This is a genomic window from Trinickia sp., assembly GCF_057351765.1.
This window is the reverse complement of sequence record NZ_JBMRBK010000022.1, coordinates 79,195-101,498: the sequence shown is the minus strand read 5'-3', so window position 1 is coordinate 101,498 and position 22,304 is coordinate 79,195. Positions and strand designations below refer to the sequence as shown.

18 protein-coding genes are annotated in these 22,304 nt (G+C 65.9%); 10 read left to right on the top strand and 8 right to left on the bottom strand.

The features are described 5' to 3' along the window. The first annotated feature begins 150 nt into the window (after positions 1–150). The 9 genes from ACO1XS_RS05080 to pqqE all read left to right on the top strand — a co-directional run bounded on the left by ACO1XS_RS05080 (position 151) and on the right by pqqE (position 9,104). A complete protein-coding gene (locus ACO1XS_RS05080) occupies positions 151–1,554 on the top strand; it encodes a molybdopterin-binding domain-containing protein (RefSeq protein WP_331565985.1) in 1,404 nt (467 codons plus the stop codon). After that, the gene (locus tag ACO1XS_RS05075; RefSeq protein WP_486390143.1) at positions 1,551–3,290 is read left to right on the top strand and encodes a formylmethanofuran dehydrogenase subunit A; all 1,740 of its coding nucleotides are present in this window, start codon (positions 1,551–1,553) and stop codon (positions 3,288–3,290) included. Before ACO1XS_RS05080 ends, ACO1XS_RS05075 begins: the two co-directional genes overlap by 4 nt. 13 nt (positions 3,291–3,303) lie before the next feature. Then, on the top strand, positions 3,304–4,260 hold the full coding sequence (gene fhcD, locus ACO1XS_RS05070; protein ID WP_331565989.1) for a formylmethanofuran--tetrahydromethanopterin N-formyltransferase: 957 nt from the start codon (positions 3,304–3,306) through the stop codon (positions 4,258–4,260). Further along, positions 4,257–5,093, top strand: coding sequence for a formylmethanofuran dehydrogenase subunit C (locus ACO1XS_RS05065; protein ID WP_486390142.1), 837 nt, complete (start codon positions 4,257–4,259; stop codon positions 5,091–5,093). Before fhcD ends, ACO1XS_RS05065 begins: the two co-directional genes overlap by 4 nt. A 74-nt stretch (positions 5,094–5,167) precedes the next feature. Then, the gene (locus ACO1XS_RS05060) at positions 5,168–5,788 is read left to right on the top strand and encodes a cytochrome b (protein WP_331565993.1); all 621 of its coding nucleotides are present in this window, start codon (positions 5,168–5,170) and stop codon (positions 5,786–5,788) included. Beyond that, positions 5,785–6,714: a pyrroloquinoline quinone biosynthesis protein PqqB gene (gene pqqB, locus ACO1XS_RS05055; RefSeq protein WP_486390141.1), complete on the top strand. Its 930-nt coding sequence runs from the start codon at positions 5,785–5,787 to the stop codon at positions 6,712–6,714. The genes ACO1XS_RS05060 and pqqB overlap by 4 nt, the downstream gene beginning before the upstream one ends. A gap of 80 nt (positions 6,715–6,794) precedes the next feature. Continuing rightward, positions 6,795–7,535 carry a pyrroloquinoline-quinone synthase PqqC gene (gene pqqC, locus ACO1XS_RS05050; protein WP_331565997.1) on the top strand — a complete coding sequence of 247 codons (741 nt, stop codon included), beginning with the start codon at positions 6,795–6,797 and terminating at the stop codon, positions 7,533–7,535. Continuing rightward, positions 7,532–7,822 (top strand): pyrroloquinoline quinone biosynthesis peptide chaperone PqqD, encoded by a 291-nt coding sequence (gene pqqD, locus ACO1XS_RS05045; RefSeq protein ID WP_486390140.1) that lies wholly within the window; start codon positions 7,532–7,534, stop codon positions 7,820–7,822. The genes pqqC and pqqD overlap by 4 nt, the downstream gene beginning before the upstream one ends. A 34-nt stretch (positions 7,823–7,856) precedes the next feature. Further along, entirely contained in the window at positions 7,857–9,104 is a 1,248-nt protein-coding gene (pqqE, locus tag ACO1XS_RS05040) for a pyrroloquinoline quinone biosynthesis protein PqqE (protein ID WP_331565999.1), read from the top strand. Positions 9,105–9,141: 37 nt separating this feature from the next. On the opposite strand, the gene ACO1XS_RS05035 is transcribed toward pqqE, so the two are convergent. Further along, positions 9,142–12,390 carry a hypothetical protein gene (locus tag ACO1XS_RS05035; RefSeq protein WP_486390139.1) on the bottom strand — a complete coding sequence of 1,083 codons (3,249 nt, stop codon included), beginning with the start codon at positions 12,388–12,390 and terminating at the stop codon, positions 9,142–9,144. A gap of 508 nt (positions 12,391–12,898) precedes the next feature. On the opposite strand from ACO1XS_RS05035, the gene ACO1XS_RS05030 reads away from it, so the two are divergent. Next, a complete protein-coding gene (locus tag ACO1XS_RS05030; RefSeq protein ID WP_486390197.1) occupies positions 12,899–15,241 on the top strand; it encodes a TonB-dependent receptor in 2,343 nt (780 codons plus the stop codon). Positions 15,242–15,283: 42 nt separating this feature from the next. On the opposite strand, the gene ACO1XS_RS05025 is transcribed toward ACO1XS_RS05030, so the two are convergent. From ACO1XS_RS05025 to ACO1XS_RS04995, 7 genes are read right to left on the bottom strand one after another with little or no spacing between them, the layout of a single operon-like run. Further along, entirely contained in the window at positions 15,284–16,360 is a 1,077-nt protein-coding gene (locus ACO1XS_RS05025) for a YVTN family beta-propeller repeat protein (RefSeq protein ID WP_331566003.1), read from the bottom strand. A gap of 58 nt (positions 16,361–16,418) precedes the next feature. Next, on the bottom strand, positions 16,419–17,408 hold the full coding sequence (locus ACO1XS_RS05020; protein ID WP_486390138.1) for a vWA domain-containing protein: 990 nt from the start codon (positions 17,406–17,408) through the stop codon (positions 16,419–16,421). Next, the gene (locus ACO1XS_RS05015; RefSeq protein WP_486390137.1) at positions 17,405–18,037 is read right to left on the bottom strand and encodes a hypothetical protein; all 633 of its coding nucleotides are present in this window, start codon (positions 18,035–18,037) and stop codon (positions 17,405–17,407) included. The genes ACO1XS_RS05020 and ACO1XS_RS05015 overlap by 4 nt, the downstream gene beginning before the upstream one ends. Continuing rightward, positions 18,034–19,017 (bottom strand): vWA domain-containing protein, encoded by a 984-nt coding sequence (locus tag ACO1XS_RS05010; RefSeq protein ID WP_331566007.1) that lies wholly within the window; start codon positions 19,015–19,017, stop codon positions 18,034–18,036. Before ACO1XS_RS05010 ends, ACO1XS_RS05015 begins: the two co-directional genes overlap by 4 nt. Then, positions 19,014–20,003 carry a calcium incorporation protein MxaA gene (locus tag ACO1XS_RS05005; protein WP_486390136.1) on the bottom strand — a complete coding sequence of 330 codons (990 nt, stop codon included), beginning with the start codon at positions 20,001–20,003 and terminating at the stop codon, positions 19,014–19,016. The genes ACO1XS_RS05010 and ACO1XS_RS05005 overlap by 4 nt, the downstream gene beginning before the upstream one ends. Next, positions 20,000–20,860 (bottom strand): DUF58 domain-containing protein, encoded by an 861-nt coding sequence (locus tag ACO1XS_RS05000; RefSeq protein ID WP_486390135.1) that lies wholly within the window; start codon positions 20,858–20,860, stop codon positions 20,000–20,002. Before ACO1XS_RS05000 ends, ACO1XS_RS05005 begins: the two co-directional genes overlap by 4 nt. A 9-nt stretch (positions 20,861–20,869) precedes the next feature. Then, a complete protein-coding gene (locus tag ACO1XS_RS04995; protein ID WP_331566013.1) occupies positions 20,870–21,889 on the bottom strand; it encodes an AAA family ATPase in 1,020 nt (339 codons plus the stop codon). Positions 21,890–22,304 lie beyond the last annotated feature (415 nt).

Genomic DNA, 22,304 nt, shown 5'->3' with positions numbered 1-22,304 from the left:
CGGCACATAAGCAGCGCGCATGGCGTCGAACGCTATCGGTATCGGCTCGCTCGCGCACCGAACTGAAACCCCCGATCGAAATCGCCCGCGCGAAGCGAGGTACCGCGCCCTGCGATGGAACTCGGCATAGGCCTTGCTTGATGGCCCCGCATGCCCTACTCGTCTCCCGATCCTTCGAGCGCTGGAGCGCCCGGCGCCGCCGGGCCTGTCCCACCGACGACCGTGCACGACTGGACCTGCCCGTTCTGTCCGCTGCTGTGCGACGACCTGACGCTCACGGTCGAGGCCGGCGGCACGCTCACGGCTGCGCCTGGCGCCTGCAAGCGGCTCAGCGAATCGCTCGGTCGCTATCGCGCGGACGATGCGCGCAGCGCTGCGACGATCGACGGGCAGCCCGCATCGCACGACGAGGCGCTCGCTCGCGCCGCCCAGATGCTCGCCAGCGCGCGCCGGCCGCTCTTCGGCGGCCTCGCCACGGATGTCGCCGGCATCCGCGAGCTCTATGCGCTGGCCGCCGCGTGCGGGGCGACGCTCGATCATCTGCATGGTGTCGCGATGAGTACCGCTACGCGGGTGATGCAAGATCGCGGGGCGTTCTTCACCACGCTTTCGGAAATCCGCTCGCGCGCCGACCTGGTGATCTTCTTCCGTTGCTGTCCCTCCGAGCACTTCCCGCGCTTTTACGAGCGCGCGCTGGGTGTTGCCGGATTTGCGCGTGAGCTGGTCTTTGTCGGCTGCGAGGCGGACCCCGCGGCCAAGGGTTTGCCGAAGGTGCTGACCGAGACCATGCTGCCGCATCTCGACGCCTTCGATCTGGTCGCGCTCTGGTCTGCGCTGGCCGAAGGACGTCCGGCGGCCGCACTCGCTACGCTGCGCGACGACGGGCGCGCAGCCGTCGATGTACTCGGGGCGCTGGCCGCTCGCATCGCGGCTGCGCGTTATACCGTGCTCGTCTACGAACCGGCCGCGCTGCCCAGCTCGCAGCCGGCGCTGCTGATCGAAGGACTGCAGCGCATCGTCAAGGCGGTCAATCGCACGACGCGCGCGGGTGCGCTCGCCCTCGCCGGCGACGACGGCGCGCTCACGGCCAATCAGGCCGTCACCTGGCTCTCGGGATTGCCGCTGCCGCTACGGGTCCCGCGTATCGGGCACGATGAGCGCGGGGGTGGCCAGACCGAACTCGAGCACGACGCGCACCGCCTGCGAACCGATCGATTGCTCACTCACGGCGGCGCAGACGCGCTGGTCTGGATCAGCACCTTCGCACCCACTCGCTGGCCCGATGCGCTGGCCGCGCCGATTCCGGCCATCGTGATCGGCCATCCGGCGCTGGCCGAAGCGGCGAAGGCACGCGGCGCTTCGACGGTGTTCATTCCCGCGGCCACCCCCGGCATCGACGCGCCGGGACACCTCTTTCGCCTCGACGGCTCCGTCGTCGCGCCGCTCAAGGCCGCGCGCGGATTCTCGCTGGCGCCGATGGCCGCGATCGCGGCGGGCATCGCAGACCGGCTGGCTCGCGGCGACGCACATAGCGCGGGGAAAGCGCAGCCATGACCACGATTCGCTTGAAAGGCGGCATGCTCTACGATCCTGCGCACGGCGTGAACGGCGAACGTCGCGATATGGTGTTTCGCGACGGGCGTATCGTCGCGCACGAGGCCGGCGCCCCCGTCGATGAAGAGTACGACGCGACGGGCATGATCGTGATGGCGGGCGGCATCGACTTGCATTCGCATATCGGCGGGGGCAAGACCAATCTCTCGCGCTTGCTGTTGCCGGAGGACCATCGCCGCCGCGAGATCGCGACTGAGGGCGTTCATCCGGACATCGACGCTGCCGCGGCACCGGACACGGCAGGCCGCTATCTGCGGTTGCCTTCGTGCGGAACGTGTACACCCGGGACGCTGGCGACAGGCTATCGATACGCCGAGATGGGCTACACCGCCGCTTTCGAACCCGCCATGATGCCGAGCAATGCGCGCCACACGCACCTGGAGATGGGCGATACGCCGATCATCGATCATGGTGCCTACGTCATGCTCGGCAACGACGACCTGTTCATGCAGCTGCTTTCGGCGCACGAACACGAAGAGCGCATCCGCGATTACGTCGGCTGGACCATCGACGCCAGCAAAGCGCTCGGCGTGAAGGTCGTCAACCCGGGCGGCATTTCGGCGTTCAAATTCAATCAGCGCGCGCTCGATATCGATGAAGCGCATGTCCATTACGGTGTGACGCCGCGCGATGTCGTGCGCACACTCACGCGCGCGCTCACCGGGCTTCGCGTGCCCCACCCGCTGCACGTTCATACGAGCAATCTCGGCGTGCCCGGCAACGTGGCTTCGACGATCGCGACGATGGATGCGGCCGAGGGCTTGCCGATTCACCTGACGCACATCCAGTTCCACAGCTATGGCGTGGAGGGCCCGCGCAAGTTCTCGTCCGGCGCGCGGGCCATCGCCGAAGCCGTCAATGCACGGCCGAATGTCACGATCGACGTGGGCCAGGTCATCTTCGGCCAGACCGTCACCGCCTCGGGCGATACGATGATGCAGTGGCGCAACGCGCCCTTCGCGCAGCCGCGCAAATGGGTCCTCGGCGACATCGAATGCGATGCGGGCTGCGGCGTCGTGCCGTTCCGCTATCGCGAGCAAAGCTATGTCAACGCGCTGCAATGGATCATCGGACTCGAGATCTTCCTGCTCGTCGACGATCCGTGGCGCGTGTCGATGACGACCGACCATCCGAATGGCGGCCCGTTCACGAGTTACCCGCACTTGATCCGATTGCTGATGGACCGGACGTTTCGCGCGGAGCAGCTCGCGAAGCTGCATCCCGAAGCACAGGTCGCGAGCGTATTGCCCGAGCTGCAACGCGAGTTCTCGCTCTACGAGATCGCGATCGTCACGCGCGCGGGACCCGCGAAATTGCTGGGACTCGCCGACCGCGGACACCTCGGCGTGGGCGCAGCCGCCGATATCGCCGTCTATCGCGACGAAGCCGACCGCGAGCGGATGTTCTCGCGGCCGGCTTACGTATTCAAGGACGGCACGCTGATCGCCCGCGACGGCACGCTGCTCGCCGCCCCCACGGGCGGCATCCACTACGTGAGCCCCGAATACGATCGCGACATCGAACGCACGGTGCGCGCCTATAGCGAGCGGCATCTGACCACGAACTTCGCGCACTCGGCCATCAGCGCCGACGAGGTCTGCAGCTGTTGCCGCGGCGGCCGGCTGCTGCCCGTCGAATGCCTTGCGCATCCGCGCGCGGCGCAAACCGGACATTGACGGGCCGACGACGATGAGCCTACCGCGCACGATCAACGGCACCGTCATCGACGACACGTTCGCCGAAGCGTTTCCGATGAAGGCGACACGCCTCGTCATCACGGCGCATACGCCCATATGGGCGCGCCACGCGGCCAATGCGCTCGCCGGCTTCGCCACGTCCGTCATCGGCTGCGGCTGCGAAGCCGGCATCGAACGCGATTGGCACGCCGACGAGACGCCCGACGGACGCCCCGGCGTATCGGTGCTGCTTTTCGCGGTATCGACGAAAGAGCTCGCCAAGCAACTCGAACGGCGTGTCGGCCAATGCGTGCTGACGTGTCCCACCACGGCCGTCTATGCCGGCATCGACGCCGCGACGAGCGCGGCGCCCCTGTCGGACGATGCCGGCATCGGCAGCCGGCTGCGCTTTTTCGGCGACGGCTGGCAGATCGCGAAGATGATCGACGACAAGCGCTACTGGCGCGTGCCGGTCATGGACGGCGAATTCCTGTGCGCGGATACCGTGCCGACCGTCAAAGCCGTCGGCGGCGGCAATTTGCTGCTGCTCGGCGAGCACATCGATGCGACGCTCGCCGCGACTGAGGCCGCCGTCGCCGCGATGCGCAAGCTGCAGAACGTGATCCTGCCGTTTCCAGGGGGCATCGTGCGCTCGGGCTCGAAGGTCGGCTCGAAATATGCCGGTGCGACGGCCTCGACGAACGACGCGTTTTGCCCGACGCTCATCGGTCTATCCGCGAAAAGCGAACTGACGGCCGATGTCGGCTGTGTGCTGGAAATCGTCATCGATGGGCTGACCGAGGCCGATGTCGGCGCGGCGATGACGGCCGGCATTGCCGCGGCGACAGCGCTGGGACGGCCTGCCGGCGTCGTGCGGATCTCGGCCGGCAACTACGGCGGCAAGCTCGGTCCCTATCACTTTCCGTTGCATCGCCTTTCGGAAGGCATCGAAGGAAGCCGGACCCCATGAGCACGACCACGTTACGTCTGAAGACATCGCCCGGCTTCGAGATCGACGGCTCGCCGCTTGCGCCCGACGCGCTTGCCGCGATGCCGCTCGCGACGCTCGAACGCTTCGGCCTGCCTGCAGGCGGCGATACGGTGGCGATCGGCGATCTTTTCGATGTGTCGCGAAGCGAAACGGGCAGCAACGCGGGCGATCCAGCACCCACGCTCGTGATCGAGGGCCAGTGCGAATGGCTTTTGCGCATCGGCGCGGGCATGGAGCGCGGCACGTTGCGGGTGCTCGGCACGGCGGGCGACTACGCGGGCGCGCAAATGCGCGGCGGCACGCTCGCGATCGAGGGCAATGCCGGACACTTCGCGGCCTGCGAAATGCGCGGCGGCCGCTTGAGCATCGCGGGCAACTGCGGCGATTTCGCCGCCGCGGCGCGGGCTGGCGAGATGGAGGGCATGACAGGCGGCACGCTCGCGATCGGCGGCAACGCCGGCGAACGCCTAGCGGACCGCATGCGGCGCGGGCTGGTGACGGTCGGCGGCAATGCGGGTGCCTTTGCGGCGTCGCGGCTCGTCGCCGGCACGATCTGCGTGGCCGGACAAGTCGGGGACCATTACGGCTATGGCATGCGCCGAGGCACGCTCGTGCTCGCCCATGCGCCTGCCGCACTGCCCGCGACCTTCGTCGCGGGCGGGCGCGGCTTCGACGTGTTTTGGGCACTGCTCGTGAAGAGCCTTTCGCGCGAAGCGGCGCCGTTTTCGCGCCTCGCCCCGGACAAGCTGCCTCGGCGCTATGCCGGCGATCTGGCGGTGGACGGCCGAGGGGAAATACTGATCGTCGCATGACGCGCGCGATCGAACTCACGAGCGCTGCGGCGCTCAATGGAGAGAGAGCCGACAGCATCATTCGGGACACGACCATGAGGACCACTGCCGAACCGACTTCCGATCGCCATCGCGACGTGCCGTCTGACGCGTACCGCTTCGCGGCACCGCTCATGGTGCTGCATTGGCTGATCGCATTCGGGATCATTGCGCTGATTGCGCTGGGGCTGTACATGGTCGGTCTGCCCAAAGGGTTGCCCGTCAAAGCGACGCTCATCAATCTTCACAAGTCGCTCGGGCTAACGGTTTTCCTGCTTGTGCTTTTACGCATCCTGGTGCGCGTGGTCGTCGGAAGGCCGCCGCTGCCGCCGATGCGACCGTGGCAACGCGCCGCCGCGCGCACGACGCAGGTCTTTTTATTCGCAGGGATGGTCGCGCTGCCGGTCACCGGCTATCTCGGCTCCTCGTTCAACACTTATGGCACGCGCTGGTGGGGCCTGACGCTGCCGAAATGGGGCTGGGACGACCCCGGGTTGCGCGCGATCTTCTTCGGTGGGCATACTGTACTGGCTTACATGATGATCGGGCTCGTCGCGCTGCACATCGCCGGGGTGTTCAAGCATCAATGGATCGATCGCGACGGCTTGCTGTTCACCATGCTGCCGCGGCGGTCCAAACCGCATAAAGGGGGCGCCCAGCGCCCACATACGGGATGAAAATCAAAGTACTGGGTTCGGCCGCCGGCGGCGGATTTCCTCAGTGGAATTGCAATTGCCATAACTGTGACGGGGTGCGGCGCGGCACCGTCAAGGCGAAGCGCCGTACTCAATCGTCGATTGCCGTCAGCGCGAACGGCGAGGACTGGCTGCTCGTCAACGCATCGCCCGATCTGCTCGCGCAAATCGCCGCCAGTCCCGAGCTGCAGCCCGCGCGGCAGCCGCGCGACACCGGCATCGCGGCTGTGCTCGTCATGGACGCGCAGATCGATCACGTGACGGGCCTGCTGATGCTGCGCGAGCGCGGCACGCCGTTGCCGCTCTACGCGACGCCGGCCGTCTGGCAAGATCTGAGCACGGGTTTCCCGATCGGCCCGATCCTCTCGCACTACTGCGGCGTGGAACATCATGCCATCGCGCTCGACGGCGCACCGATCGAGCTCGCCGCGCTGCCGCGCGTGCGCATCGATCCGTTGCCGCTCACGAGCAAGGCGCCGCCTTATTCGCCGCATCGCGAGGCACCGGAGCGCGGCGACAACATCGGGCTCGTCATCACGAATCTCGATACGGGCAAGCGCGCGTTTTACGCGCCTGGGCTCGGCGTGCTCGAACCTCATGTACTGGCGGCCATGCAGGATATGGATCTGCTGCTCGTCGACGGTACGACCTGGACGAACGATGAAATGATTCGTCTCGGTTTTTCGAAAAAGACCGCCGCGGACATGGGCCATTTGCCTCAATCGGGCCCGGGCGGCATGATCGAGGTGCTCGACGGAATCGGCGCGTCGCCTGCGCGGCCGGTGCGCAAGGTCCTGATTCACATCAACAACACGAACCCGATCCTGGTGGAAGATGGTCCCGAGCGCCGCACGCTCGCCGAGCACGGCATCGAACTCGCCGAAGACGGCATGACGTTCGAGCTCTAGTGCGCCGCGGTCCGCCGCCGCAAAACCAATGCGATGATGCGCTACAGGCTGGGCACGGGCGCAACAGGAGACGAAAACCGATGAACGTGAACGATACATTCGGCACGGCGCCCGTGCCTGCGGTCGATCCCGCGCTGCCGGCCTGGAGCCGGGAGGAATTCGAAGCGCAACTGCGGGCAAAAGGCGCCGGCTATCACATCCATCATCCTTTCAACGTGCGGATGACGAGCGGACAATGCTCGCGCGAGCAGATTCGCGGCTGGGTGGCCAATCGCTTCTATTACCAGATCAGGATTCCGATCAAGGATGCGGCCATCCTCTCCAATTGTCCCGATCGCGAGACGCGCCGCCAATGGGTCGTGCGCATTCTCGATCACGATGGCTACGGCGACAATGCCGGCGGAATCGAAGCGTGGTCTCGCCTCGGCGAAGCCGTCGGACTGACACGCGACGCGCTCTGGTCGCTCGAGCAGGTGACGCCGGGCGTGCGCTTTGCCGTCGACGCCTATGTCAATTTCGCGCGCCGTGCGCCTTGGCAGGAGGCCGTCTGCTCTTCGCTGACCGAAATGTTCGCGCCGCAAATCCACAAGGACCGGCTGGCGACATGGCCGCAGCATTATCCGTGGATCGACCCGGACGGTCTCGCCTATTTCCGTTCGCGCATTCCGCTCGCACAGCGCGATGTCGAGCACGGCCTGAAGGTCACGCTCGCGCATTTCACGCGCCGCGACCAGCAAGAGCGTGCGCTCACGATCCTGCAATTCAAGCTCGACATTCTCTGGTCGATGCTCGACTCCATCGAAAAGGCATTCCCGGCATGAACGCAACCTCGCATGAATCGAGCGCGGCGACGCCCGCCGAGCGCCCCTCGCTCAAAGCGGTTTTCCGGCTGCAATGGGAACCGGCGCAAAACGCCCATGTGCTGCTCTACCCCGAGGGCATGGTCAAGCTCAACCAAAGCGCCGCCGAAATCCTGAAGCGCTGCGACGGCACGCGCGATCTGCAGGCGCTCGTCGCCGAGCTCGAGCGTGCGTTCGAGACGACCGGGATCGAGGCCGAGGTGCGTGCGTTCCTCGCCGAAGCGCGCACGCGCGGATGGATCGCTTAGCCTGTCGCCAGGTCGAAATCGACGGAGCCATGTCATGACCGATCTCGTTTCTCCCGTCGCGGGTGCCACGGCCGACGACGCCCAAGCCGCCGGGGGCGTCGCTCCTCCGCTGTGGCTGCTTGCCGAGCTGACGTACCGTTGCCCGCTGCACTGCGTTTTTTGTTATAACCCGGTCGACTACGCGGCGAACCGGCAGGAGCTCGATACCGCGCAGTGGATCGCCGTGCTGCGCGAGGCCCGCGCGCTCGGCGCCGCGCAACTCGGTTTCTCGGGCGGCGAGCCGCTGCTGCGCGATGACCTCGAGGAACTCGTGGCCGTCGCGCGAGAGCTGGGCTTTTATACGAATCTCATCACCTCGGGCATCGGGCTGACCGATGCGCGCCTCGGTGCGCTCAAGAAGGCCGGGCTCGATCACATCCAGCTGTCGTTTCAGGACTCGACGCAGGAGCTGAACGATTTCCTGAGCAGCACGCGTACGTTCGATCTGAAATGCCGTGTGGCCGAGGCCATCAAACGCCATGGCTTCCCGATGGTGCTCAATTGCGTGCTGCATCGCTATAACCTGCCGCATGTCGACAAGATCATCGAGATGGCGCTCGCGATGGGCGCCGAGTACCTCGAGCTCGCCAACACGCAGTACTACGGCTGGGCATACAAGAACCGCGCGCAACTGCTGCCTACGCAAGAACAGCTGGTGGAGGCCGAAGCCGTCGTCGAACGCTACCGGCAATCGCACGGCGATCGCTGCCGGATCTTCTTCGTGGTACCCGATTACTTCGAGCGCCGCCCGAAGCGCTGCATGAACGGCTGGGGCGCGGTGTTTCTCGGCATCGCGCCGGACGGTACCGCGCTGCCGTGCCACGCGGCACGCTCGCTGCCGGGCCTTTCGTTCCCGAACGTGACCGATACGGCATTGGCCGATATCTGGTATCGAAGCGACGCGTTCAACCGATTTCGCGGCTTCGAATGGATGAAGGAGCCTTGCAGAAGTTGCGAAGAAAAAACGAAGGATCTCGGCGGTTGCCGTTGCCAGGCCTATCTGCTTACGGGCGACGCGGCCAACGCCGATCCGGTCTGCGACAAGTCGCCCGCGCACGCGCAAATCGTGCAGTTCGTCGAGCGGGCGAGCGAAGTCGCAGCCGGGGCGGGCGGTGCCACGCAACAGCCGATCTTCTTTCGCAACGACGCCAATTCGCGCAAGCTCGGCGGGCTTTCGCACGAGGCGGATGCACAGAGCGGGGGCGCATGCGGCACGCGCAACGAGGCTGGAGCCAAGTCGTGACATCGGTGCGCATTTGTCGGCGCCCCCACCCGGTCCACTACGTTCCCAGTACCGCCAGCTCCCGAACGCCCGACACGCTCTGCAGACTCTGAGCGTTGAGCAGGAACGACAAGCCCAGTGCGCGTTGCGCGCCGAGCGACTCATAAGCATAGAGCGACTGCCTGCGCCAACTGCTTTCGCCGGCGAGCACATGGCGGATATCGGCATTGATGCGTGCCAGCTCGCGTGCTTCGGCGGCGCTGAGCTTCGGCGGTCGCTCGTAACGCTGCTTCAGATGAAACAGGAAGTCGAGCCGCTTGGCCGCCTCGCCGGTCATATCCCAGCGCTCGCCCATCACCACGTTGCCGGCAGCGGAGCCTTTCTTGATCGCAACGATGATGTCGTCGAGCTTCTTCACTGCATCCTTGTCTCCGCCAAGAGCGGCAAGCCACTCCGCACGATAGCAATCGACATATTGCTTGAACTCCTTGAACGTGCCGAACTCCGTATCCCGGAACGTATGCTTCGGTACGATACGATCGCTATCGTGACCGATGCGCAGCGCTGCGTTCGTATTCTTCGCAAAGAGTTTTGTGCCGACGCCTATATACGGCGCCGATGGAAACGAGAAAGCCGCTAAATGCGGCGCATGGGCATGCCCATTGTGATGGGGCTGTGCACCCTGATGGAGTTGCGCGCCCGGCAAGCCCTCCACAATGGTGAACGCAACGGGCGTCACCCGCCCGCTCGCCACCGCTGCAACATCGATCCCGTGGTTGCCTGTCTTGTCGACGAGCCGCGATTGGGCCTTGTGAACCAGCGTCGTGCCTGCCGAGATCGACGGTCCCCATTTGGTCGCGGCGGTGCCGACCCGCGCGGTGGCGCTGGCGGAACCCGACGTCGCGCTAGTCCGGTCCCGGTTGTCGGTCCAGCTCACGGAGAGCGCCGGGTCTTTCCAGTAACGCTGCGCGAGGCCCGACCACATTTCTTCCGCAGTCCTCGGACGGCCGCTGTTCGGCCCCGAAGTGCGCAGCGCACCGAGTGCACCGAGCATCTTGGTGCGCCATGCGTCCGGGATACCCTGCGCTTCGTCATCGGATCGGCGGGTGCGAATCGTCACGCCACACGGGCCGCCCGTATTGCGGCTGCGGCGTGCTCCACCCGAAACGCCCAGCATGGCAAGCCCCTTCTTGCCGAATGACCATCCCGCGAAGCCGCCTATGCCGCCGTAAATGGCATTGCGCGAATCCGTGCCGATAAAAATGTGTCCGAAATGCTGATTCGAGCCGATGTCGATGACGGCATGCCGTCCTTTGATTGCGCCGAGATCGGGCAACGCGGCGACCATTGGCACGGCTGCCGCACTCGACAAGGCAGCGAGCGATTCGGACGTCACGCTCGCGACACCGTATGAGCCGCCGCTGCTCAAGCGGATGTCGTAGGTGTCGGGCATCTCTTTCGCGATCGCATCGATGGCATCGAGTTGCGCTGCGCTATCGCCGGGCTTCGGCCGCACGTCGACAAAGCGTGCTTCGAATGCACGGATTTTCTGAGCAACGGTGTCGGGCAGCAGCGAAGTATGCGCGCCCTCGTCACTGTCGGCGCCGCCGGCTTTGTTCGCGGGTCGCCAGGCATGCTCGCCCCAATCGCGCAACAGCGAGGGCGTCATCCTTTTTTCCAGTTGACGCAGGGCCGCTCGTATCGCTTCGCTATTGCGTCTACGGTCTCCCAGCTCCTCGCGCGGCAGCGGGGAAATCGTCTTGCCCGGTTGCGCCGAGGTCGAAGGAACCGCTTCTGTCTCGCCACCATGGTCGACCCCGAAGTAGGCCGCGCTCTCCTTCTTGCTAAGCGGTATTCGGTTCGGCGTGAGCGCGCGTGCGCGAACGGCGATCGCCTCCAGATCGGAGGACGAAAACCGATAGCTCGATCGCAACCCCTTCGATGCCATACGCTGATGCCACTGGTCCAACGCAGCGATCTTCAGCGCATATTGCACCTTTTCGGGGCTGGGTACCGTACTGTCGTTCAAGCATTCGAGGAGACGCGCCTTCACAGCGTCGAGCGCATCGGTGAAAAGGGCAAATTCGTGATGAGGCTGACGCAGCATCAGTCCGTTCGTCCCGAGGTTTTGCAGGGCCGAGAGCGGCGACTTGCGCAGCCCGAAGAATCCGGACATCGCGCGTGAAACGAAGCTCGTTTCGGCCGCGCGGTCCGCGTACGTCAGGAGTTTGAAGAGACGATGCTGGCATTTCGAAAGGTCGGTTCCGGCTCCCTCGCGATCGAAGCCGTTGCGCCAGGCGAAGTAGGCTTCAGCCAGATGTCGAGGGCAATCGGCGGCTGGAGCGGCGCGCAGGAGATTGGCCGCCTTCAGCGCCTTGACGGCAAGCGTATTGGTCGGATCGACGAGCCAGGCCGGCACCGGGTCCGAGGCCATGTCGACGGGTTCGATCCGGTTGCCTGACGAAGCGCGCGGCCGCTCCCGCTCCGCAATGGGCAGCGCGGCCTCGGCGATCGTCGAAAGCGCATCGAGGCTCGTTGGGCCGATCTCCGACGCGGGTTTGTTTGCCAGCAAAACCTCGGCCACGCGCAGGGCCTGGCGAAACGCTTCGCGCTGGATCTCAGCGCTCGTGGCGTCGCCATACGCTTGCGGCGGCAACGTGTGCGGCGCAATCGCGAGCAGTGTCTCCATGCCGATGCCGCTCGTTCCCAGCGCGATTTGCAGTGCGAGGACGTCAGCCTGGACTCTCGGTGAGGCGGACGTATCGCCTTCGATGAGAGCCGTCAATGCAGCCTGCGCGCGAAGCGGGTCGCCATTCGTCGCTCGCGCAAGCGCGTCCGATACCATGATCGTGCATGTGCCGGCCTGGACAACCGCTTCGCCGCCACGGCCGTGCGCGGCCGTGTCGCGCTCCAGCAGATATTTGCTCAACGTCTCGGTCAACCGGTCGATATCCCCTGCCTGGAACCGTCCGTTGCGTATGACCTCTTTCCACTGTGTGTCGATGTAGCGTCGCGCGCCCTTCGGCGTGTCGATATCGACCGGTAATCCGAAGCGAATCTCGGCTCGCGTGGAGACCGATTTGTCTTGCGGTACGACGGCATCGATATTGCGTTCGTGTTTATGGCCCAACGAACGCGGCGGCTTGGGATCGTTCCCGGGCAGTATCGACGCGTCGCCCGCGGCCGCCTCGGGCTTTGGCTTCGCGCGCGTGGGTCGAGTCTTCGTCGTGCCGTAGAACGGATAAGCGATAGTCAACGACGTCGCTTTCAACGTGCGTTTGGATAGCGTTTTCAGGTTGGCGAACATGCCGCGGTCACCGCGGCGGTGAATGTCGGTGGATGCGGGCCTCGCCGACGCGAGAGAGCCATCGAGGAGCGTTGTCTCAAGGCTTTCTGCCTGAGCCGAGAGTGGCGATGCGAAAGGGAATACCGATCTGCTGCGCAACATTTTTTACCTCGCATTTTTATTGATGAGGTTGCTGCATGAACGGAATGCACGGACTGGAAGCGATGCGCCGGCCCGACATCCACCGAGGCATCACGGATGACATTTTTTTGTCAGACGAATTAAAGGCCGGTCTTGGCGAGAGAAAATCCGGCGAACGGAGCGAAATCGTCACGCTGCGTTCGCCGGCGTCGCGACGAACGCACGGTGCCTCGCATCGACTCGAGACGCGCGCGAACAAAGTCGTGGAAATCGAAGACCGAGCATCGATTCCAAGTAGCCAATGCGATGCTTGCGCGCGGCAATGGAACCCGGCACGATCAAGCCTCCGATGCATAGACGACGCAACCAGCGAGCGGGAATGGAGACTATGAAAAAGATCGCGCGTGCGATGCACCTCAGGCGACCGCCGAGATTCAGCCTGGTGCTCGCTGGCGCATTGACCGGCTTGTCGGCACCCGTGCTCGCACAGCAGACACCGGCTGCTGCCCCTGCTGCCCCTGCGGCGCCGACAAACTCGCCGCAATCGACACCGGCCCCCGTCTCCGGTTCGACCGTCCTCGCACCGGTCATCATTGTCGGCACCACACCGTTGCTCGGCCTGGGCACCCCGCTATCGCAGGTGCCCGCCAACGTCCAAACGGTCCGTGCGCGCGATCTGGACCGCCAGCACCGGGCGACCCTCGCCGATTACTTCGAGAAAAATCTGCCGAGCGTCGATATCAACGAAGCGCAAGGCAATCCCTATCAAACCGATGTCAACTATCGCGGTTTCACCGCATCGCCGCTGCTCGGAACACCGCAAGGACTCTCGGTATTCGTCGATGGCGTCCGGGTGAACGAGCCGTTCGGCGACGTCGTGAATTGGGACCTCATTCCCGAAGCCGCCATCGACACGATGCAGTTGATCCCGGGCTCGAACCCGACCTACGGTCTGAATACGCTCGGCGGCGCACTCGTCATCACGACACGCAACGGCAAGACGAGCCCCGGCGGCGAAGCGGAGCTCACCGCGGGCTCATGGGGCCGCAAGACGGCGCAAATTCAGCAAGGCGGCACGCTCGGCGCACACATCGATTACTACTTCACCGCAAACGCGGCCAACGACAACGGCTGGGCCGCACACAACGCGAGCCGCGTGCGCCAGGCATTCGGCAAACTGCGCTATACCGATGCCGATACGACACTCGCGGTTTCGGCGGGCGGTGCCGACAACACGCTCGAAGGGGCCCAAGCGCTGCCGCGTTCGTTCCTCGGCAACCCGAGCCAGCCCTACACCTTCCCCGATCGCAATCGAAACAGCGTCGGCTATCTGACGCTCTCGGGCGATCGCGCGCTCAACGACACGTTCCAGCTGAGCGGCAATGCCTATTACCGGCACTATCGAAACGGCAATCTGAGCAGCAATACCAACAGCGATTTCGGCACCGCCGACGCGACGGGCGTCATCGATACGCTGCAAGGTACCAATCAGCAATCGGTCGTCACCACCGACAGCTACGGCGCGAACCTGCAATTGACGACGCTCGGCACGATTGCCGGACACGACAACCAGCTCGTCACCGGTGTGTCCGCCGACATCGCGAACTCGCGCTACACGGCTGCCCTGCAAGACGCGTTCTTCAACGACCAACGCGAGGCCATCGGCATTGGCGGTTTCGCGCCGCAAACAGATGCGAAGACACGCAGCGCCAATTACGGCATCTACCTTTCGGACACCTTCTCGCTTTCGAAGCAGTGGACGCTGACGCTGGCCGGGCGCTACAACTGGTCCAGCGCACAAATCGGCGACGCGAGCGGCACGCAGCCGCAACTCGACGGTCGACACGTGTTTTCACGCTTCAATCCGGCTGCCGGCATCAACTGGAACCCGACACCGGCTTTCACCACCTATGTCACCTACAACGAAGGCATGCGCGTTCCGACAGCCATCGAGCTGGCCTGCGCCGATCCGAGTGCACCGTGCTCGCTGCCCAACGATTTTCTGAGCGACCCGGCGCTCAAACCGGTCATCTCGAAGACGTTCGAGATCGGAGCGCGCGGCAAACTGGGCGACGCGACGAGCTGGAGCGCCGCCGTCTATCGCACCTCGCTCAACGACGATATCCAGTTCATCGGCAGCGCCGGCAGTGCGCAAGGGTTCTTCCAGAATGTCGGCACGACCCGGCGGCAAGGCATCGAGCTCGCCGGGCGAACGAAGTTCGGTGGGTTAGGCATCGGCGCGAGCTACAGCTATGTCGATGCCACCTATCGAACGGCATGGACCGAACACAGCGCGAGCAATTCGAGCGCCGACGCGAGCGGCGATATCACGGTCAAACCGGGCGACAAAGTACCAGGCATTCCCGCACATACGTTCAAGCTGCGCGCCGATTACAGTGCGACGCCGAAGTGGGACGTCGGCGGGAACCTGACCTACCGCGGCAGCATCTTCGCCCGCGGCGACGAAAACAACGCCGACACGCACGGCAGGATCGCGGGCTACTTCCTCATCGATCTCGACACGACCTACCGCATGACCAAACAGCTTCAGGTCTTCGCGCGCGTGACGAACCTGCTCGACAAGCGCTACGCAAGCTTCGGCGTGCTGGGCGCGAATGTTTTCAACGGTCCGAATCACACGTTCGACGGCGCCAACCCGGTGAACGAACAGTTCGTCGGGGTGGGCGCGCCGCGCGGGATGTGGGTGGGTCTACGCTATGCGTGGAACTGATGCCGCGGCATACGCGCCGCGGCTCGCTCACAGGGGACGCTCTTACCGGGACTCGATCGACCCGTCGCTCGGCGGATAGGTGACGATGCCCCACGCAAGCGGCAGACTGCCGATCTGCTTGATCGGCGCGTAGGTCTTCGCGTCGAGCACATAGACGGCATCGGAGCGCCCGCACGCGAGCATCAGCTTGCTGCCGTCGGGCGTGAAGCTGAAGTGCCAGCAGCGCTGGCCAATGGGCGCGTCGGTGACATGCGCATAGGTCTGCGCATCGAAGACCTGCAGCGTCTTGTCACGTGCCGCAGCCACGATGATATGCTTGCCCGCCGGTCCGTAGGCGATACCGTAGGGGCCGAGCTTCGTATCGACTGTCTTCACCACGTGGTAATCGCTCGCATCGAGCACGACGAATTTGCTCAGCGATTCGAGCGTGACGACATAGGTCTTGCCGTCGGGCGACGCCTTGATCCCGCGGGGCCGCCCGCCCGCGGCCAGCTTGATGGTCGTGACCGGCTCGGCCGTATCGGTGCGGTAGACCGAGACGGTATCGTCGCCTTCGTTCGTCACGAGCATCAGGCTGCCGTCGCGCGAGAACTCGACACCCTCCGTCTCATGCCCGCTCTTCACCGAGCGGATCACCCGCCACGTCTTCAGATCGACCACTGCGATCTCGGCGGGCGGCTTGTTCGCATCGTCGTCATCGCCACCGCCCTTGCCGCCCGCCGCGGACGGCTCGGGCTTGCCCGTATCGCCCGGCTCATAGGTGACATAGGCCCGTCCCCCGTGTACGCGCACATACTCGGGGTTCTTGCCGATCTTCACGTGCTCGACGACTTTACCCGATGCCGTGTCGATGGCGGCCAGCTCGCCCGTGTTCTTGTCGGCCACCAGGAGGCGCGTGCCGTCGTCGTTGAGGCCCAGCCCGCGCGGGCCGCTCGCGCCGATCGAAAACGTCTTCTCGAGCGTCATGCTGTCGAGGTCGATGACCCCGACCCCCGCCTTCTCGCTCGTGACGTAAGCCACCGGCGCCGCCGCGTGCGCGGCACTTGCCATGACGAGTGCGGCAGCGGCAATCGCGAGAGGCCTTGCCGCGCATGCGCGTTGATATCGTGTCTCCAGCATATTGTTCGTTCTCCGTGATGAATCGAGTGCAAGCTCGAGCGGCGGATGACGCCCGCCGTCAAGGTATCCCATTATCGGCAGCGGTGACAACGCCCCCGTCCGGGCGCGCGTCGCGAATCGCGCCCCGCGGGCGCCACGGTCGGAATCGAAGCGAGGCGAGGTAGCGCCCGACGAGCACGATGAGCGCAAGCATGGCGGGAATGCGGCGCACGTCCGTCGGCACGCGTTCGCGATGGGCGAAACGTACGTCGCGCAGCGCTCGCGCGAGCGAGTCGGCACTGCTCAAGCGCCGGTACGAGAAGCCGATGCGCGCGGCGACCTTCGCGAGATACTCGCCTTGCAACGCCGAAAGCTCTTCATGGCTTTCGGCCGTCGGCGAAGCGCGCAGCGACGGCGGGACCTGGACCACCTCCGACGCCCCCCAGAACCCGATGCGATTGCCGTCGGCATCGATCTTCGGAACCGGCGCAGGTTGGTCGCCGCCGACGCCGATCAGCCAACCGCCTACCCCCGGCAAGGCGATATCGACCTCGGGGGAGTTCGACGGCAAGATGGGCGGCGCCTCCTGCCCGTCGGTGAAGAAGACGACTTCGACGCCGCGCCCAAGCTCTCGCGCCACACGCACCGCCGAATAAACGCCGCCCTCGGCAATGCGGCTCCAGTTCGTCCAGCGCATGCGGCCATCGATGCCTTCGAGCGATGCGAGCAGCGCGTCGAAGTTGCGGCAAACCTCGATCGGCGGCATGAGCGGCAGCGTGGCTTGCCCCGTGAAGATGCTCCAGCCGATCTTCGAACCGCAGGGCAAGCGCGTGAGCGCCTCCCGCATGGTCGCCTTCGCGAACGCGAGCCGGCTCACCGGCGCGCCTGCCGCGGTCATGTCTTCGGTCTGCATGCTTTGCGTGATGTCGAACGTGACCATGTAGGTGAAGGTATCGCGCGGCAACTCGATACGCGGAAAGAAGAGCGCGATGGCGAGCAACACCGCCGCCGCGACGGTCGCCGCATCGCGCGATTGCGCCATGACGCGCACGCGTTCGCGCAGTGTCACGGCAAATCCTCGCTCTTTGCGCCGCGCAGCTTGATGTCGCGCTTGCTCGTCCCGTTGGCGGCATCCGTATCGGCGACGGTCTCGGGTGCGACGCGCAAGGCGCGCTCGAGGTTGTACCGCGCATCCCAATCGTCAGGCGCGACGCGAAGCAGCGCGCGATAGCGCGCCTTGGCCTGTTCGACGAGCGGCAGCGAGCGTAATGACTGGGCTGCGTCGCCCGCGCCCTGGCGAAGATACATATTGGCCAAATCGAACAGCGCCGCGCGGCCGATGGCGTCGTGCGGCCCGTCTTCGGCGAGCGCTTCGAAAACGCTGCCGGCCTCGCCATAGCGCTTGGCGGACGACAAGGCGATCGCCCATGCGAGTCTCGCCTCACGCGACGCACCGTGTTTCTGCGCTTCCCCTCCAGGCCTTCGCGCAACGGTTGCAGCCACGCGCTCGCTTCCGGAAGAGACTTGCGCCTGCGATTGCACCGGTGCCTGTCCCTGCCCCTTCGCGGCGTCGGCAATGGCGGCCACCTCGCCGTTGATATGCGCAGCGTGTGCGAGCTTCAGTGCCTGAGCGCCCGCGTACACCGCACACACGAGGCTCACGGCGGCGAACGCGAGATGAACCGACCTGCGTCTCATGCCCAGCTCCTGACCTGAATCGCGCGCGAGGCGATCACGAGCGCGCAGCACACGAGGGCGAGCGCAAAGCACCAAGGGCTGCGGTCCTGGCGCGGTAGACGTTCGACAAAGGAGACGGGAAAGTTCTGCTGGCGATTGATCTCATTCATCGCGGCCGTCATTGCGCCTGCATCGCCCGCCTGAAACAATCGATAAGGCGTTTTGAGCGTCAGAAAGAACCGATGCAGCTGGGCCTCCGGCGAGTCGCCTTCCGCTCGCGCGGCGCGATCGAGCTCGGGGCTGAACACGCTGCTGCGCAAATAGATGAAGTAAAGCGCGATCCGGTTGCGCTCGAGCCCTTCAGCGATTCGCGCACGGGCCGCGGCATCGAGCAGCGCGCCGCCGTCGGACACGAGCACGATCGCGCGATGGCCCGTCCAGGGCCGTTCGTCGAACTGAGCGATCGCGGCGATGAGACCGCGGCCAAGCTGGGTGTCCGGCTGGCCGCGCCCGATCTTCGTCCCGTCGATCGCATCGCGGATGATTGCGTGATCGTAGGTGAACGGCATCGCGAGCACGGGGCTGATGCCGAACATCATGAAGGCCAGGCGATCGTTCGGGCGACCGTCGACGAAATCCGTCAGCGCGGCGCGTGCGACCGCGTTCTTCGAGACCCCCGACGTATTGACGCCTTTGCTCGCCATGACGCCGTTCATGCTGCCGCTGCGATCCATCAGGATCAGAATTTCCGCGCCGCGGCCGGTGCGCCGCGCTTCGAGATGAGACCGGCCAGGACCGGCGAGGCCCACCACGATGGCCGCGATGGCGAGCGCCGCCGCCACACGCGCGACGAATCCGAGCCAGCGTCCGAGCCGGTCCCGCGGCATCCAGGCCGCCCACGAAAACGGCAACGTCTCGCCGCGCCGCGGCAAGAGCGGCAGCAGCGCGAGCGGCAGCCATAGCAGCATCGCGGGCGACGTGAAGTCGAGAGACGCGCTCATCGATGCCGGTCCTTTTCCGCGCGATAAAGCGAACGCGTCAGCGCCGCGAGCACGGGCGGCGATGGCTCTACGGCAAGCCCGCCCGGCAGCTCGTCGGGCGTCAACGAGAAGAAGCGGACGTCCGAGCGCAGATAGAACTGCTCCAACTGCGGCCGCAACGGCTGCAGCCAGGGCGCGCGGGCGAGAAGCCGGGGCAACGAGCTCCGTTGCACGACGAAGCCCGCCGTTTCGTTCACCGCTTGATGGACGATCCGCCATGCTGCATCCGAATACTCGCCGCCGTCATTGGCCATCCCTTGCCGGCGAAGCTCGCGCCAAGCGCGCGCGAACGGCAAGCGAGCGGCGTCGCGGCGGTTTCGCGCGACCCACCACGCCAGCCACGCGAGGAGCGTGGCGGCCAGGCCGCCGAGGCCGATCGCGATGCGCCGCTCGATCGGCGCAACTGCGAGCGGCGCCGGGCCGCGATCGGGCTGCATCGCGGTCAGCCCACCGGTGTCGAATGCGGCATCCGGTGCGAGCGGACCGATGCTGATCGGCCAGGCCGGAATGCGCAACACGTCGCCGGCGCGTGTGCGCAACGCAAGCGCCGGCAGTTCGGCTTGCGTAAGCGCGCTCGGCGCGTTCGTCACCTGATACGCGAGCAGGAGCCAGCGACTGCCGTCGGCCGCCGTTTCGATGCGAGCCGGAAGCCGCTCGAGCCAGACATCGACGCGGCCGCCCGAGGGCAGCACCGGTTCCTCGCCGCCACCGGAGCGCCCGGCCCCGGCAAGCCGCACGCGCTGCACGAGGACATCGCCGATCGTATGACCGAACGCGCGCGGCTCATCGACGTGGGCAATTGCATCGGTCGCAGCAACGCCCATCGTCGGCGCCCCGCCCCCCAGCGCGAGCGCAGCGCAAATCGCCCATGCAGCCCGGGCCGCGAGCGAACGTCGTGCCGCAACCCGTCCCGTCCTTGCGCGAAGCAAGCGTATGACGCGACTCATGCGCTTTGCTCCATGAAGTATTGCGAGAGCGCTTCGCCATCGAACCCGCCCTCGATGTAGAACGGACGCACGCTGCGCTTCGCGAACAACACGTCGATCTCGCCACGGCGGCGCGCCACCGCCTCGCGCCACGCGGTGCGCACGCGCGGCGAGAGCCACACCGTCCTGCGCGCGCCCGACTCCACGTCATGGACCGCGAGCAGCCGACCATCGTCGGGTGGCGCGAGCTCAGCGGGGTCCCAAACGACGATCGGCACGACACAGGCATGCGCGAGCGTATCGAGCACAGCCGGCAGCGCATCGAGCGGCCAGTGGAAGTCCGAGGCGATGAAGACGAGCCCTGGGCGCCCCGCGAGCGGCATCAACGCGCGCGCAAGGCCCGCCGCGCCATGACCGTCGTGGCCCGTGCGCGCGGCGCGCAGCATGCCGGCCATGACCTCGCCGGCGCCGCGGCCATGGCGCGGCGGCATGAAGAGATCGTCGCGCTCCATCGCATCGAACGCGCTCATGCCCACCCGGTCGCCGGAGCGAAACGCGCTGAAGCCGAGTGCCTCGACGAAATCGGCGACGATGTCGAGCTTCGTGCGACGGGCACCGAAGCGCATCGAGGACGACACATCCACCACCGCGTGTACGGGCACGGCGACACGTTGCAAGCTCAGGCGCACGAGCCATTCGCGCCGCACCGATTGCACGCTGGCACGCAAGTCGAGGCGCCTCGGGTCGGGAAAGTCGACGAGCCGCGCATGCATGGCGAACTCCTGGCCCGCCCCCAGGCTCGTGCCCGGATGCGAGCCAGGACGCGAGCCGCTTGCGCGCCCCGGCAGGCGATAGTGGAATTCGGTCGGTCCGTTCATGCTGTCGGGTCAGGGCACCGCCAGCCGCGCGACGATGGCGTCGATGAGCGCCTGCGCCAACTCGTGCCGGCGCAACTCGTAGATCGGCGTAAAGAAGACGCGATGGCCGAGCGCGGCGGGCAGCACCGCTTGAATGTCGTCGGGGCTCACATGCGAGCGGCCGCCCAGCCACGCGTTCACGCGTGCGGCGCGCACGAGCGCACTCATGCCGCGCGGGCTTGCCCCGGCCAGAATCAGCCGATCCATCTCGACGCCTTCGAGCGCCACGCCGAAGCGTTGCGGCGCTTCGGTCGCCTGCCAGATCTCGAGCAGATAGCGCTCGATCGCCGCGCTCGCGTGAATGCCCCGCTGGATCGCCGCCCCCATCGCGTTGAGCCGTTCCCAGGCCACGACGCCCGGGCGCACCTGCTCGACGAGCGCATCCGCATCGTGAAACGCCGTATCGAAGACGAGCGCGCGCCGCACCTCGGCGTCCTCGGGGGTCGGCATATTGAGCTCGAAGAGAAACCGGTCGCGCGCCGCCGAGGCGAGCTCGAAAGTCTCCTCTTTCTCGACCTTGTTGCGATCGGCGAACACCGTCATGTGCGGGAAGCGATATTCGCGATCGAACGCCGCGACCGAGCGCTCGGCCATCGCCCTCAGCAACAGCGATTGAACCTGCGGACGGGCGCGGTTGATCTCGTTGAAAAAGAACGTGGTGAGCTGCTCGCCGCGCCGCAGGAGCGGCCCCGGATCGATGCGAGGCTTACCTTGCGCATCGACATAGGTGTGATAGACGAGATCCCCGGGCATCAGGTCGATCGTGCCTTCGATGCGCTCGAACGCTCCGCCGACGGCACGCGCGAACGCGCGCAACACCGTGGTCTTGCCGACGCCCACCCCGCCTTCGAGCAGGACGTGGCCGCGCGCGAACAGCGCGACGGTGATCAAGCGAATGGTCTGCTGCTGGCCGATGACGACCTTGCCCACCTCGTCTTCGAGGCGCAAGGCGTCGCTACGCCAGTCTTGAAGCTCTTCCCCCAATGCCATCGATCGATCCCCCACCCGCCGCATAGCCGAGCGCCGCGCGCGAAACGCGCGCTCCTCGCGCAAGGCCGCTTCGGCCGGCCCCGGGTCTAAGCAGAGTTCATGCCGAAGCGAGGGGACGAATGCGCGCGTCGCGCCGGGCGTGCCTGGCCGTCGAAGGACGGACGCTTGCCGCGCAAGCAACGCTGTCTGTCACGGCACGCCGGGACAGACTGTCACCGAAAGGACAGAGGGGCCGCCCGCGCAGACGTTGCGGGGCGGATCGAGACATTCGCCGCGAACGATCAGCGGGCGATGCGATAAAAGAACAGCGCCGTGCTGCCGGCAAACATGCCGAACAGCGTGAGCGCCATTGCCATTGCGAGATCCATGCGTTCTCCAGAGGGACGGGAGGGGCGGCACCGGCAACCGTTTCGGG

Coding starts and splice junctions, on each gene's coding strand:
- ACO1XS_RS04995 (WP_331566013.1), bottom strand. CDS start 21,889: ATGGCATTGGGGGAAGAGCTTCAAGACTGGCGTAGCGACGCCTTGCGC.
- fhcD (WP_331565989.1), top strand. CDS start 3,304: ATGAGCCTACCGCGCACGATCAACGGCACCGTCATCGACGACACGTTC.
- pqqB (WP_486390141.1), top strand. CDS start 5,785: ATGAAAATCAAAGTACTGGGTTCGGCCGCCGGCGGCGGATTTCCTCAG.
- pqqC (WP_331565997.1), top strand. CDS start 6,795: ATGAACGTGAACGATACATTCGGCACGGCGCCCGTGCCTGCGGTCGAT.
- ACO1XS_RS05060 (WP_331565993.1), top strand. CDS start 5,168: ATGAGGACCACTGCCGAACCGACTTCCGATCGCCATCGCGACGTGCCG.
- ACO1XS_RS05035 (WP_486390139.1), bottom strand. CDS start 12,390: ATGTTCGCCAACCTGAAAACGCTATCCAAACGCACGTTGAAAGCGACG.
- ACO1XS_RS05015 (WP_486390137.1), bottom strand. CDS start 18,037: ATGAGACGCAGGTCGGTTCATCTCGCGTTCGCCGCCGTGAGCCTCGTG.
- ACO1XS_RS05065 (WP_486390142.1), top strand. CDS start 4,257: ATGAGCACGACCACGTTACGTCTGAAGACATCGCCCGGCTTCGAGATC.
- ACO1XS_RS05075 (WP_486390143.1), top strand. CDS start 1,551: ATGACCACGATTCGCTTGAAAGGCGGCATGCTCTACGATCCTGCGCAC.
- ACO1XS_RS05005 (WP_486390136.1), bottom strand. CDS start 20,003: ATGAGTCGCGTCATACGCTTGCTTCGCGCAAGGACGGGACGGGTTGCG.
- ACO1XS_RS05030 (WP_486390197.1), top strand. CDS start 12,899: ATGAAAAAGATCGCGCGTGCGATGCACCTCAGGCGACCGCCGAGATTC.
- pqqD (WP_486390140.1), top strand. CDS start 7,532: ATGAACGCAACCTCGCATGAATCGAGCGCGGCGACGCCCGCCGAGCGC.
- pqqE (WP_331565999.1), top strand. CDS start 7,857: ATGACCGATCTCGTTTCTCCCGTCGCGGGTGCCACGGCCGACGACGCC.
- ACO1XS_RS05025 (WP_331566003.1), bottom strand. CDS start 16,360: ATGCTGGAGACACGATATCAACGCGCATGCGCGGCAAGGCCTCTCGCG.
- ACO1XS_RS05000 (WP_486390135.1), bottom strand. CDS start 20,860: ATGAACGGACCGACCGAATTCCACTATCGCCTGCCGGGGCGCGCAAGC.
- ACO1XS_RS05080 (WP_331565985.1), top strand. CDS start 151: ATGCCCTACTCGTCTCCCGATCCTTCGAGCGCTGGAGCGCCCGGCGCC.
- ACO1XS_RS05010 (WP_331566007.1), bottom strand. CDS start 19,017: ATGAGCGCGTCTCTCGACTTCACGTCGCCCGCGATGCTGCTATGGCTG.